The 12,461-nt window shown below is 55.9% G+C and carries 14 protein-coding genes; 7 read left to right on the top strand and 7 right to left on the bottom strand.

Annotation, left to right across the window (positions count from 1 at the left end; all coding sequences use genetic code 11):
* Positions 1-128: 128 nt before the first annotated feature.
* Entirely contained in the window at positions 129-1,400 is a 1,272-nt protein-coding gene (locus tag ACVBAU_RS01590) for an Hsp70 family protein (RefSeq protein WP_448327496.1), read from the top strand.
* A gap of 15 nt (positions 1,401-1,415) precedes the next feature.
* Here the strand turns inward: ACVBAU_RS01590 and ACVBAU_RS01585 are convergent, their stop codons facing one another.
* On the bottom strand, positions 1,416-2,696 hold the full coding sequence (locus ACVBAU_RS01585; RefSeq protein WP_448327494.1) for an acetylornithine deacetylase/succinyl-diaminopimelate desuccinylase family protein: 1,281 nt from the start codon (positions 2,694-2,696) through the stop codon (positions 1,416-1,418).
* Positions 2,697-2,796: 100 nt separating this feature from the next.
* Complete coding sequence (locus tag ACVBAU_RS01580; protein WP_448327492.1) at positions 2,797-4,047, bottom strand: aminotransferase class V-fold PLP-dependent enzyme; 1,251 nt, start codon at positions 4,045-4,047, stop codon at positions 2,797-2,799.
* A 120-nt stretch (positions 4,048-4,167) separates the two neighbouring features.
* Here ACVBAU_RS01580 and ACVBAU_RS01575 point away from each other — a divergent pair, with 120 nt between their 5' ends.
* Together ACVBAU_RS01575 and ACVBAU_RS01570 are read left to right on the top strand one after the other, a co-directional pair.
* Positions 4,168-5,019: a formate/nitrite transporter family protein gene (locus ACVBAU_RS01575; RefSeq protein ID WP_335744685.1), complete on the top strand. Its 852-nt coding sequence runs from the start codon at positions 4,168-4,170 to the stop codon at positions 5,017-5,019.
* Positions 5,020-5,073: 54 nt separating this feature from the next.
* The gene (locus ACVBAU_RS01570) at positions 5,074-6,000 is read left to right on the top strand and encodes a YihY/virulence factor BrkB family protein (RefSeq protein WP_448327490.1); all 927 of its coding nucleotides are present in this window, start codon (positions 5,074-5,076) and stop codon (positions 5,998-6,000) included.
* A gap of 3 nt (positions 6,001-6,003) precedes the next feature.
* Here ACVBAU_RS01570 and ACVBAU_RS01565 read toward each other — a convergent pair whose 3' ends face one another.
* Entirely contained in the window at positions 6,004-6,732 is a 729-nt protein-coding gene (locus ACVBAU_RS01565) for a Crp/Fnr family transcriptional regulator (protein WP_448327488.1), read from the bottom strand.
* A gap of 83 nt (positions 6,733-6,815) precedes the next feature.
* Between ACVBAU_RS01565 and ACVBAU_RS01560 the strand changes: the two genes are divergently transcribed.
* Positions 6,816-7,172 (top strand): hypothetical protein, encoded by a 357-nt coding sequence (locus ACVBAU_RS01560; RefSeq protein WP_138924698.1) that lies wholly within the window; start codon positions 6,816-6,818, stop codon positions 7,170-7,172.
* On the opposite strand, the gene ACVBAU_RS01555 is transcribed toward ACVBAU_RS01560, so the two are convergent.
* The 3 genes from ACVBAU_RS01555 to ACVBAU_RS01545 form a co-directional block, all read right to left on the bottom strand.
* Positions 7,135-7,500 (bottom strand): hypothetical protein, encoded by a 366-nt coding sequence (locus ACVBAU_RS01555; protein ID WP_448327486.1) that lies wholly within the window; start codon positions 7,498-7,500, stop codon positions 7,135-7,137. The two genes, ACVBAU_RS01560 and ACVBAU_RS01555, sit on opposite strands and share 38 nt — an antisense overlap.
* Positions 7,501-7,511: 11 nt before the next feature.
* Positions 7,512-7,814 (bottom strand): DUF883 family protein, encoded by a 303-nt coding sequence (locus tag ACVBAU_RS01550; RefSeq protein ID WP_254700478.1) that lies wholly within the window; start codon positions 7,812-7,814, stop codon positions 7,512-7,514.
* 145 nt (positions 7,815-7,959) lie between these two features.
* Entirely contained in the window at positions 7,960-8,769 is an 810-nt protein-coding gene (locus tag ACVBAU_RS01545) for a response regulator (RefSeq protein ID WP_138924701.1), read from the bottom strand.
* Positions 8,770-8,877: 108 nt separating this feature from the next.
* Here ACVBAU_RS01545 and ACVBAU_RS01540 point away from each other — a divergent pair, with 108 nt between their 5' ends.
* From ACVBAU_RS01540 to ACVBAU_RS01530, 3 genes are read left to right on the top strand one after another with little or no spacing between them, the layout of a single operon-like run.
* Entirely contained in the window at positions 8,878-9,033 is a 156-nt protein-coding gene (locus tag ACVBAU_RS01540) for a NepR family anti-sigma factor (protein WP_093732133.1), read from the top strand.
* Positions 9,030-9,587: an RNA polymerase sigma factor gene (locus ACVBAU_RS01535; RefSeq protein ID WP_093732132.1), complete on the top strand. Its 558-nt coding sequence runs from the start codon at positions 9,030-9,032 to the stop codon at positions 9,585-9,587. Before ACVBAU_RS01540 ends, ACVBAU_RS01535 begins: the two co-directional genes overlap by 4 nt.
* 53 nt (positions 9,588-9,640) lie before the next feature.
* On the top strand, positions 9,641-11,311 hold the full coding sequence (locus tag ACVBAU_RS01530; RefSeq protein ID WP_448327483.1) for a sensor histidine kinase: 1,671 nt from the start codon (positions 9,641-9,643) through the stop codon (positions 11,309-11,311).
* A gap of 488 nt (positions 11,312-11,799) precedes the next feature.
* On the opposite strand, the gene ACVBAU_RS01525 is transcribed toward ACVBAU_RS01530, so the two are convergent.
* Positions 11,800-12,351, bottom strand: a complete 552-nt coding sequence (locus ACVBAU_RS01525) for a cupin domain-containing protein (RefSeq protein WP_448327481.1) — start codon at positions 12,349-12,351, stop codon at positions 11,800-11,802.
* Positions 12,352-12,461 lie beyond the last annotated feature (110 nt).

Here is a 12,461-nt window from a genome sequence, read left to right as displayed (position 1 = left end):
GAAATAATAAAAAATGGTAACCAGTTCTGTCAGGTTTGACCAGCGTCGGGTTCGCTAAACGATTATCGGTTGTGCCTTGCCTGTCTGCGGTTTATGCGCCGTTTTTTGAGGTTTTGCAGGGGCGCACCATGGCTACGATATCTACCACTTTGGGTATTGATTTCGGGACGTCGAACTCTGCCGCCGGCTATGCGATAGACGGCGTGCCGCACCTGATCAACGTCGAGGCGGGGCAGAACACGCTGCCGACCGCTCTGTTTTTCGATAATGAGGAAAAGCGTATCATTTATGGGCGCGGTGCCCAAAAGGCGCTGATCGGCGGCGAGGACGGGCGGTATATGCGCGCGCTCAAAAGTCTGCTGGGGACGCCCTTGATGCGGGAAAGCCGTGTTTTGTTGGGCAAGCGCATGGATTTCATCGCCATTGTGGCGAGCTTTCTAGCGGAGTTGAAAGCAAAAGCAGAGAGCGCGACGGGCCAGAGTTTTGATCGGGCGCTGTCCGGGCGGCCCGTGATGTTCCATAGCGCCGATCCCGCGCGGGATGCGCAGGCGTTGGTGGATCTGACCGAATGCTATACCCAAGCCGGATTCAAAGACGTCCGTTTTATGCCCGAACCAGAGGCGGCAGCACTGGCCAACCGCGCTGCGTTAGAGCCTGGCGATCTGGGGCTGATCGTCGATATTGGCGGCGGTACCTCTGACTTTACCCTTTTCCGGCAGCAAGGTGACGTCGGCATTCATATTCTTGCGAGCAAAGGCGTTCGCATCGGCGGTACAGATTTTGATCGCGAACTGAGCCTTCAGCACGTGATGCCGCATCTGGGGATGGGCAGCCAGATCAAGCATGTGTTCGGTGATGAAACCCACGCGGCTCCGCATGCCGTATTTGCCGATCTGGCGACGTGGCAGAAAATCCCGTTCCTTTATACCCGCGAACAACGCCGCGCGGTCGAGGATCTGGTGAAATACGCGGTAGAGCCGAAGCTGTTGAACCGGCTTGCCCGCGTCTTGGAAGACGAGCTTGGCCACGACATGGCCTTTGCCGTCGAGGCTGGAAAAATTGCCGCCAATGATCCCGGTGCCCGCGCCCTGCCACAGATCGACCTCAAGATTGTTGAGCGCGGGCTGACGGTGCCGTTGCCGCAGGCGATGATGGCGGCGACCCTGTCGGGAATGTCGGCAGAGGTTGCTCAGGTGGCGACCGATCTGGCGGCGCAGGCAGAGGTGAAGACCGACGCCGTGACCAAGCTGATCTTTGTCGGCGGGTCGAGCTTGATGGGGGTCATCGACCGCGCCATGCGCGACGCCTTCCCTCACGCCGAGGTGCATCGGGGGGCTGCGATGACAGCAATCGTCGACGGGCTAGCCATCGCAGCGCCACACGCATTTTCCGACGTGTGACGACGCGGGCTGACGTTATTCTTTCGGGAGCAGGAGCGTCTCTAGCGCGGCACCCATAACGCAGGCACTGTCGACCATATCGTCGATGCCGATATATTCGTCAGGTTTATGCGCCAGCTCCAGCAGGCCCGGGCCATAGGCGATGCAGTTCTTGAGCTTGCCAATACGGTCGATGTGTTTCTGGTCATATGATCCCGGAGACGCGACGTATTCGGGCGCTTTGCCCATGATACTTTCAATCGCGTCGGCGACGGTCTTTACGACAGGGGCATCACGGTCGGTCATCGACGGCAGGACAGAGTTCAGCTCTGTCAGTTCATAGTCAAAATCGACCCGTGTTTCGCGTAGCCCTTCCAGCAGCGCACGCACTTCGCCGCGCACCTGATCCAGTGGCTCTTCCAGCAGAAACCGCCGGTCGATGGTGATGCGGCAGCTGTCGGGGACGCAATGCGCCGGCAGCCCGTCAAAGTCCGCATCGTTTTCCTTTTGCCCGCCGTGGATAGAATTTATGTTCATCGTCGAACTACGCGCCCCTTCGGGCACCACGGGCATATCGGTGTGGCGGGCGGCCATGGCGGGAAAAAGCTTGTTTTCGAACTCGGACAGCACCGCGCCCATGTGGCGCACGGCGCAGTCGCCTAGAAACGGCATCGAGCCGTGGGCGATTTCGCCCTTGGTTTCGATCTCGGCCCACCAGCCGCCGCGGTGACCCAGACAGATACGGTCTTTTTGCAACGGCTCGGGGATGATCACGTGCTGCACGCGGTCGGGGTTGAAATGCCCGTGTTCTGCCAGATAGGCGACGCCACCATAGCCGCCGGATTCCTCATCCGCCGTGCCAGAGATTTCGATGGCCCCGCTAAAGTCGGGATGTTGTTCGATAAAGGCTTCCGCCGCGATAATTGAGGCCGCTAGCCCGCCCTTCATATCGCAGGTGCCTCGGCCATAGATCTTGCCATCCGAGATTTCCGCCCCGAATGGGTCGAACGTCCAACCAGCGCCCACCTCGACCACGTCGGTATGGCTGTTAAAATGCACGCATTCGCCGGCCCTGCGTCCTTCGCGACGGGCGATGATGTTCCAGCGGGGGTATTTCTCGCTGTCGCCGGGGGTGCCAAAGGCGCGGATCAGCTGCGTCTCGAACCCGTGCTTGCGCAGACGGATATCGAGGTATTCGCAGATCAAACGATAGTCATGCCCCGGCGGGTTCAGCGTCGGGATGCGGATCAAATCTTGGGTCAGGGCGATCAGGTCGTCACGCTTGGCGATAATGGCGGTAGAGAGTGTGCTTGTCATGACGCCATGTTTGAACGGTCGTTCATATATGGCAAGCAGAGTTTGCTGTTCTCCTGTCGGATTTGAGTTTATTTTGCAAAATGAAGCCGCGACCGGGCGTTTATGCAGCGATGTCCTTCATCGCGGTGAGCAGGGCGCGGACTTCGTCCATCGAATTGTAATGGCACAGAGACACGCGTACCGCAGCATCCAGCCCCAGCGGGGTCAGGATGTTGCCAGAATAGTGATCGGCCTTGCGCACGTGGGTCCGGATCCCTTGGGCGTTGAGCTTTGACACGATATCCGCAGCGGGCAGGGTGTCGAGCGTGAACGATACCAACCCCTCGCGGTCGGGGTTGTCTGTTCCGCCAAGGATGGTGACACCCGCGAGATCAGCAAGGCCGGCAAGGTTGCCTGTACCGAACATCAGCGCGTTGGTAAGCTGATGTTCATGCGCGTGGATTGCAGCCGCGGCGGCTTCGATACGTGCGCGCGGATCGCTGGCGTCGGATACTTGCGTCCCCAGCCAGTCAAAATAACGCACCACATCCGAAAATGTCGCATAGGCCCCCGTGTCTCGGGTACCCATTTCCCAGTTGCCAGCGGGACCGTTTGCCAGTGTTTCAATCGGCAGCGCGGATAGGCGATCGGAGGCCCATGCGATGCCATAGCCGTGGCGCGAGAACAGTTTGTAGGGCGAGATCACATAGCCGTCGATGTCGTAGCTGGCGATGTCGATATGGCCGTGGCTGGCGTGCTGGATGCCATCAACAAAGATAAAGGCATCGGGAGAGACGGCGCGGATCGCGGCGCTGATGCCCGCCACATCGTTGGCAATTCCTGTAACTGGCGAGGTGTGCAAAATCGTAGCGACGCGCACCTCGGGTGACATCAACGCGGCGTAGGCGTCGGGCGTGACCTGCCCGGTGGCGTTGTCATGGGGTACGCTGATATAGGGTTTGCCCGCGACATCGGCCCAGTGTTGCGCGGCGCTGCGCGAGGCGGGGTGTTCGACGGTGGACCCGATGACGGCCCCTTCTGCGCTGCCCATGACCGCGGTGCGGATCAGCCGGAACGACAGCTCGGTCCCGCTTTCGCCAACAAAGAACTGGCCGTCGGGCGCGTTAAAGAACAGCGCCATGTCGGCGCGAGCCTTTTTGATAACATCGACCAGCGCATGGGATGCCGGATTATCGCGGCCTTGGTTGTCAGGGATCGCCGCGAATTTGCCAGAAGTACCGACGACAGATTTCAGCGTTAGCGCGCCGCCAGCGTTTTCGAAAAACACGCGCGGACCCTGAAACGGGCAGTTGTCTACATGGGCAAAGCTGTCGCGGATTGCTGTCATGAGTTTGGGATTATCGGTGAACATTCTAGCGCTCCGCTACGTTACTTTGTGTGCTTATGCAGTTTCTGCGCTAGTTTGATGCTGGATAACAATGGTATTTTTAGGCCTCGGCCCTATTCCTTAGCCTTTTTCAGGAGCGCAGACATGGCCCCTCTTATTCAACGCAGGGTTTCGCGCAAGAAATCGCAAGATGCGCAGGCCGAAGAGAAATCTGTGAGCGAAGCGACGGCCCTGTCGCCCAAGCTGATTTACGAGGTTATCCGCCGCGAGGGCGAGGAAGAGCTGGCGCGCAGCAAGCGGTCTTTGATCTGGTCGGGGATCGCCGCTGGTATCATGATCAGCCTGTCGGTTTTGGGCGAGGCGGTGTTTCGCACCTATCTGCCCGACACGCCGCACCGGTTTCTGATCGAAAATCTGGGCTATTCGCTGGGATTTCTGGCCGTGATCATGGGCCGGATGCAGTTGTTTACTGAAAACACCATTACCACCGTTTTGCCAATCATGCGGGCCAAGACTTGGCATTCGCTGATGTGCATGTTCCGTCTGTGGGGGGTCGTACTGACGGCGAATGTGGTGGGCGCATTTGCCGCCGCGATGCTGTTTCTGTGGACGCCGGCCATCTCGCCCGATGTGCTGTCGTCGATACTTGACCTGTCGCATCACGCAACCAGCATGGGGGCCTATCAGGGGTTCTGGCGGGCTATACCGGCGGGGGTGATTGTGGCGCTCATCGTTTGGATGATGCCGCAGGCGGATGAGACGTCTTTTTTCCTGATCCTGGTATTCACTTGGCTCATCGCAGCAGGGGACTTTGCGCATATTGTTGCGGGGTCGGTTGAGATGGCGGTGATGATCCTGGACGGTCAGCTTGGCGTGTTTGCAGCGGTGTTCGAGTTTTTCCTACCGGTGCTTGCGGGCAACATCGTCGGAGGAACGATCATCTTTACGCTCGTCGCTTGGGGTCAAGTGCGCGATGAGGTAGAAGAAAACAAGTAGGCGAATAATTGATGCGGTAGCTGTAGCGGCTGCAGGAGACAAGGATCAGGGCTTTTGGCAGAAAAATCAGTGGGCATCTTCAAGCTGTACTGGGACGCGTTGAAGGCAGCGCTGGTTGATATCGCCGATAAAAACGTATCGCTGATCGCTGCGGGGGTGGCGTTTTATGCGATGCTGTCGCTGTTTCCGGCGATTGCGGCGTTGGTCACGATCCTCAGCCTGATTTCGGACCCGGTCGTTGTAATTGCCCAGCTAGAGGACATGCGTGGCCTTCTGCCGAATGATGTCTATGATATTTTGAACGATCAGGTCGTTTCTTTGGTGACGACCAGCACTGGCAAGCTCGGCTGGGCGGGTGCTGTCTCTGTTCTGGTGGCGATGTGGTCGGCGCGAGCGGGCGTTGGCGCGATGATGATCGGTTTGAACAGCGTCTATAGTGAGCGAAACAGGAACGCCGCACGGCATTATTTCCGCGCGCTTACATTGACTGCTACCTTGGTGCTGGTCGGATTGATTGCGCTTGTGACGGTGGTGATTGCGCCCATCGTCCTGTCGTTTATCCCGATGGGCGTGTTCGGTTATTTCGTGGCAGAGGTCATCCGTTGGAGCATCGCAATCCTAGTTTTGTTGGCCGGTGTGGGCGTGCTCTATCGATTCGGACCGAACCGTCGCGCCGCGCGGATCGGCTGGCTTACATGGGGTGCTGTCTTTGCGGTATTTTCATGGGCCGTCGTGTCGATCGCATTCAGCTATTACGTGGCGAACTTCGGGAATTATAATCAGGTCTATGGGTCCATCGGGGCTGTCATCGCCATGCTGGTCTGGCTGTGGATCAGCAGTTTTCTGGTGTTGATGGGGGCCTCGTGGAACGCACAGGTCGAACTGCGCACACGTCCTGACAGCACCATCGGGCCTGATCGGCCGCGGGGGAACCGGGGCGCGTATGTTGCGGATAATCTGGTCGGTTTGTCAGAGGAATAACTGCTACATCAACGGACGTTTGGTCGGTTTGCTTCGTTCCGTCTCGGCCACCTCTGCGAGCCTGTCCAGATCGTTAACCTGCAACACCTGATCGGACCACGACGCAAGCTGCTGATCACGCAGCTTTGCAAGGGTTTTATTGGTGTGGACCAGCGACAGGCCCAAAGCATCCGCCAGATCGCGCTGTGTAAAGGGAAGGGGCATCGTATTGTTGGTGACCATACCCAGTCCTATACCGCGTTCAAAGAACTTGAGCATCGCCCATGACACGGCCTGCAAGGCGGTGCGTTGACCGACAGTGGCCAGCGTCTCGCCGAGGAAATGTTCCTCGATTGCAGCGAGCCACGTGATGTCGAAGGCGCGATTGGGGCTACTGCGGAAAAAGGTCCAGAAGTCGGATCGATTGAACACGCACATACGCATATGGGTGCGCGCATCAATGCTATGCCCCATTTCGCCCAGCATACCGGCCTGTAGCCCAAGGAAATCACCCGGGAAAACGAAATTGATGACTTGTCGTTCGCCATTGTCCAGCGACCTATGGCGAATCCCCATGCCCGAAAGCACTGTATAGAGTTGGGGGGAGTTTGATCCTTGCATCAGGATTGTGGTGCCGGGATCGACGGATAGCTCGCCAACCTTGAATTTCTTCATGAATTCGAGCTCTTCCCGTGTCATCGTGACAAAGGCATCTTTTTTGTGAAGCGGACAATAACGACAATCGATACCCATTAAAAAATTCCTAACTCGTATGTCATAGTTTAACGCGATGCCGGACAAAACTTGCTACACTTGCGTCAACAGAAAGGCGCGTTGTGATTCCTTTTTTCGTCTTTGATAAAGACCCGATTGTTCGGGCGGATGTGGTCGATATCCTTGAACAGGCATGCGGCTGCACTGCTCTGTTTGTGTCCGAGAGCCTGACGGCATTTGTACAGGACCTGCATAGCTGTTCTGCCCAAGCGGTCGCGCTTATATCTGGCACGAAGAACGATTTGGCAGAACTTTTTGCCTACGATCTGCCCAAATCCAACGTGGCCTATGTCTTATACGGCCAAGGTCTGGCTCTCCCCGAGCAGTATGTCTTTTCTGTCGTCGATCGGCCTTTCACCAATGAAACCATGATGCAAGGCGTCAGTGACGCGCTTGCTTCCCTGCGTTTAGTCCGTTGACGAAAGCCATAATGATCGCAGCAATTCCGCCAACGCCGCCAGTAGCTTGGGCCTGTTGCATTGCTTGTGCACGCAAGGCCGCTTCGCGTTTTTGAAGCCGAATTGCGCGGGCACGGATCGACAGGACGGCGATCAGGACAAAGCCGAGCCCAAAGAACAAGCTACCCAAAATCAGGCACGCCACCAAAGCCGATGTGAACGTCAGCAGAAACAGCCAAAAGGCAACTGCAAGAAATGCCCCACCTACAATAAGGCAGAGCATTGCGCCGAAACCAATCGCTGCGGTTTGCGCAGTTCGGGTCGCCTTGAGGGCAACCCTATCTGTCACATATTCGAACATCAGCGACGTGTCGCGAACAGACCGGCGATGAACCCGACACCAGCAGCGATGCCCAGGGCGGCAGTGGGTTGAGTGCGTACGAAGTCTTCGGCGGTTTTTTGGGCCTCTAGTGCCTTATCGCGACCGGAGTTTGCTATATCCTGAGCGGTGGATTTCGCCGTTGAGGCGGCCTCGGCGCTTTTGGCTTTGGTTAGATCTGCCATCGTGCTTGTCAGAGACGCAATGTCGTCTTTCAAGACGCTCAGCTGGATTGAAATGTCATCGACAGACAGAGCTTTTGTGTTGGTTACGTCCTTGGCCATGGTGATCTCCAATATTCATGTGTTCACCAACCAAACGCGTCCTGTGGATATAAGTTCCGACGCAATGTGTTTCACGTGGCACATCGCGGATAAAAAAAAGGCCACGGTGGAACCCGTGGCCTTTTGTACGATGGTAACGCGCGGCTTAGCTATTCAGCGTCTCTGTCGAAGAGAAGAACATCGCCTGCGAAACAGCAGAAACAACCTGATCCACAGTATATGGTTTCGAGATCAAGAACGCGGGCTCAGGCTTGTCGCCGGTCAGCAGGCGTTCGGGGAAGGCTGTGATGAAGATAACCGGACGGTTGCCCAGGTCGCGCAGCAAGTCGTTAACTGCATCGATACCGGAGGAGTTGTCGGCCAATTGAATGTCGGCGAGGATCAGGTCCGGCACGTCGGCTTTGCCCAGCTTCACGGCCTCTTCACGGGTGCGTGCAACACCAGTGACGCGGTGACCCATCTCGGCAACGATGGATTCGATATCCATCGCGATAATTGCCTCGTCTTCGATAATCATGACCGAACCGGTTACACTATCGGCCATCTCGCGACGCGCAATCTGCACCAGCTGGCTGGCTTCGGTTTCTTCAACGCCGATGATTTGACCGACCTCTTTGAACGAAAACCCTTCAATCGTGTGAAGTAGCAACGCTTCGCGGCTGTGGTTGGTCAGCTTGGCGAGGTGTTTTTGCGCTTTGGCCCGCAGACCGCTTTCGCCTTCTTCAACAGGTGCACCGGCACTGGCCCAAATGCCGTACAACACCCGAAAAACACCCGTACGCGTATCGACACCATCCAGAACCGAACGATCCGTCAAGATCGCTTCGAGCGACGCGGCTGCAAAAGCATCGCCGCTGTTTTGGCTACCGGTAAGAGCGCGCGCGTAGCGACGCAGGTAAGGAAGGCATTCACCCAACGCATCGCTGACACTTGGTGTTTCGGTGACATCCGTCATTTATTGTCGTCCTTTTAAAATATTTCTGGAACCAAACCCCCTAACGTTAAGTTTGGTTCCATGTCATATGTATATATATAGTATTTAGAGAAGGCAGGAAACTTGTTGATGCAATCAGGCCAAAACGACGAGCGTGAGCGCTTTATCGATGAAAATCTTCGCCGCGTTTACGATGAAACGATGGAAGAGGGTGTTCCAGATAAATTCAAGGACCTGCTTAATCAGTTGAAAGAGCAGGATAAAACAGTTGGTAAAAAGGGATGAGCGCCGCTGATCCGCGCGATCAACTGGTAGAGCATTTGCCAGCCATGCGCGCCTTTGCCATTAGCCTGACCCGCAACGGTGCGATCGCCGATGACATGGTTCAGGACACTTTGGTCAAAGCCTGGACGAATATCGAGAAGTTTGAAGTCGGCACGAATATGCGTGCGTGGCTCTTCACTATTTTGCGGAACACTTATTATTCGTCGCGTCGAAAAGCCAACCGTGAAGTCGCGGATGTTGATGGTGTGTTCACCGAAAGCCTAGCCGAAAAGCCGGCCCACGACGGGCATATGCAGATGACCGACTTCCGCAAGGCCTTGGGTCTGTTGAAAGACGAACAGCGCGAAGCTCTGTTGCTTGTTGGTGCTTCGGGCTTCTCTTACGAGGAAGCGGCAGATATGTGTGGCGTGGCAGTAGGTACAATCAAAAGCCGAACCAACCGTGCGCGTGCGCGCCTTGCAGAGTTGATGGGGTTGCGTGACGACGAGAGCCTCGAAATGACGGATGATGCGACAATGTCTGTAATTTCTGCATCCAAAGTTTCTTCCTTCTGACGATGACGTCGGGGTTCCTATCAACGAATATTTTTCGTGGCCTCGCGTTTCGCGTGCTGCTTTTCCTATCGCTCGCCCTGTTGCCAATTGGTCTGATTGCTGTCGTACAAACTCGCGAGATATCCGATCAAAGCCTTGAAAACGCAGAGCTTTCCTTGCTTGCGATAACAGAGCAGGCTTCGACGTTGGAAAATGGCACGATCAGAGAGGCCTTTGGGGCGGCTGCCGCTTTGGCGTCCGTGGTCAATCTGATAAAATCCGACGACGTGTCGTGCAGTGCCTTTCTGCGCGAATACCAAGAACTATCCGAGCTTTATACCGTCGTGAGCTTCATTACGCCCGACGGGAGCATGGACTGCGTTTCAACCGGGGTCTCAGGCAATGTGTCGGACCGGGAAGTCTTTCAAAAGATGACCCAATTCAAAACCCGGATGGCGAATGTCACTGCCAATCCGGCGCAAAGCTCCGAGCCGGTGATGATCCTCACAAATCCGTTGAAGGTGGATGATGAGTTAATCGGATTCATCAACCTGTCCGTTCCGCTTAAAAATTTCGATGAGGCTCCCGTAACCGAGCAATCGGCGCACCCGATCGCCATGCTGACTTTCAATGCGCAGGGCGATATTCTGACGACAAAAGGCGAGCTGGCCACCACGCAAAAAGAATTGCCCTCATTTGCCGCGTTGAAATGGTATGCGGGCAAGTCTGGCCGTGTCTTCCACGAGACCAACCAAGCTGGTGAGGAGCGCGTATACGCGGTGCTGCCGATCGTGTCTGGTGTCGGTTATGCCATGAGCGTTTGGCCCAAGAATTCCCCCATGCTGAAAGCTGGCGCAATGACCCGGTTAAGCTTTGTGCTTCCGATCGCGATGTGGCTGGCCAGCCTAATCGTCGCGTTTTGGGCGCTGAACCGCCTGGCAATCAAACATATTCGCAAACTTGGCCGACAAATGCACCATTTCGCGCTGAACCGAACTCTGCCGCGGACGACGCTCGGCGGTGTCGTTCCAACCGAAATCGTGAATATGGAAAATGCTTTCGTAGGCATGGCGGAATCTATTTTACGGGATGAGGCCGCGCTCGAAGACAACTTGCGACAAAAGAATATCTTGCTGAAAGAAGTCCACCACCGGGTGAAGAACAATCTTCAGCTGATCTCGTCGATCATGAACATGCAGATCCGTCAGGCTGCCACGCCAGATTCAAAGCGCGTGTTGCAGCGCCTTCAAGACCGGATCCTTAGCCTCGCGACCGTGCACAAAAGCCTGTATCAAAACGATAACCTGTCCCGCGTCGACGGGGGCGCACTGTTGCATGAGATCGTGAACCAGCTGCTTAGCGTTGGGTTGCCTTCGGGCTCCGCCGTGAAAGTGATACAGAACTACGAACCCGTGCAATTGGACCCTGATGACGCAGCCCCTTTGACGTTGCTGGTGTCAGAGGCGATTACAAACGCGCTGAAATACGTCGCTGCCGACGCGAACGGCTCGGGGCAGATTGAAGTGAGCCTGTCCCACACCCAACCGGAAATGGCGCTGCTGTTGGTCAAGAACACCCTCGGCAAGGGCGAAATCGAAGCCGGCACAGGGCTCGGTTCTCGTTTGATAAACGCGTTTTCGCGGCAGTTGAACGGGCAGGTGGAGATTACAGAGGACGACGCCCTCTATGTTCTTCGGGTAGAATTCCACGTCCCCCTGCAAGCGAAAGAAGTTTACGACTACTAAGGTGCCGTGGCGTAAACCGAAAATAATTTAATTTTTTTTGCTATGTCGCGGATGTATCTGGTGCCGGTCAGCTATCAGGTGCTCTTCTGACGCAACTATCGGGATTCAGGGGCATTTTACCGATATCGCGTCGGTTGTAGCTCTCTAGGTCTATGTCAGGCGACATTCTTGGTCGCAGCAGGTTATAGCCCATGCTCTGCGGTGCAGCATTTAGGGGGTTCCAAGGCTGGAACCTTGGGGCCGCCCGACTGTTACTCTCCTGAAAGAGCCACACAAGCGTACAGGAGGCATCAATGACGACAGACTTGTTTATCGCATCATTTTTGATTCTCGCTTTGGCCGCAATCGCTATCGTTTCGCTGACCACGCAGCGCGGCAGCGAAGAGAAAAAGCGCCAAAGATCGTCTTTGCATCGCCCTATCCGGCGCGACGACGAACGATAATCAACGGTTCAGTGCGGGTCATCCGCACTTCCACAAATAACGAATTCAAAAACTCGGCGGCGTACATGCACTTACGACGATGCATAGAACGTCGCCGATGTTTCTGAAACGGTGCGGCAGCCGGCTGTCGAACAGGTAGCCATCGCCAGGGCTCAGAACAGCCACAGCACCATCTACCGTGACTTCGATCTCCCCCGATATGACAACGCCAGCTTCTTCGCCTTCGTGCACCAAAAATTCGGGCCCCGTATCTGCGCCGGGGGGGTAGGTTTCGTGCAACACCTGTAGCGAATGCTGTTCGGCGTTTCCAAGCTGCCGAAGCGAAACCTGACCGTCGCTGGTCGGGGACACTTTGGTAAATTCGCTCTCGCGGTAGAACACCTTGGGGGTCTGGGTGTCTTCCAACGTCGAAAAGAATTCCGCCATGCTGATCGGGATCGCGTCCAGCAAGCTTTTCAAAGACGCAACCGAAGGGCTTGTCTTGTTCTTTTCAATGAGGGAGATGGTGCCGTTGGTCAGCCCCGCCTTGGTCGCCAGTTCGCGCTGAGACAGGCCGCGGTCTTCTCTTATCGATCTTAGTCTTTGACCTATATCCACGTCCGGTCCCCGGATTATTTCTATCTGCTGCATAACCCGTATCATGGTGCGATCACAGGCTAATTTTTGCGCAGAAACTTTAAGTCAATTTCGCTACGGTAGATCTATAT

This window comes from Sulfitobacter sp. M13, assembly GCF_053474885.1.
The sequence above is the reverse complement of the archived record's forward strand: the minus strand, read 5'-3'. Positions and strand labels throughout refer to the sequence as shown.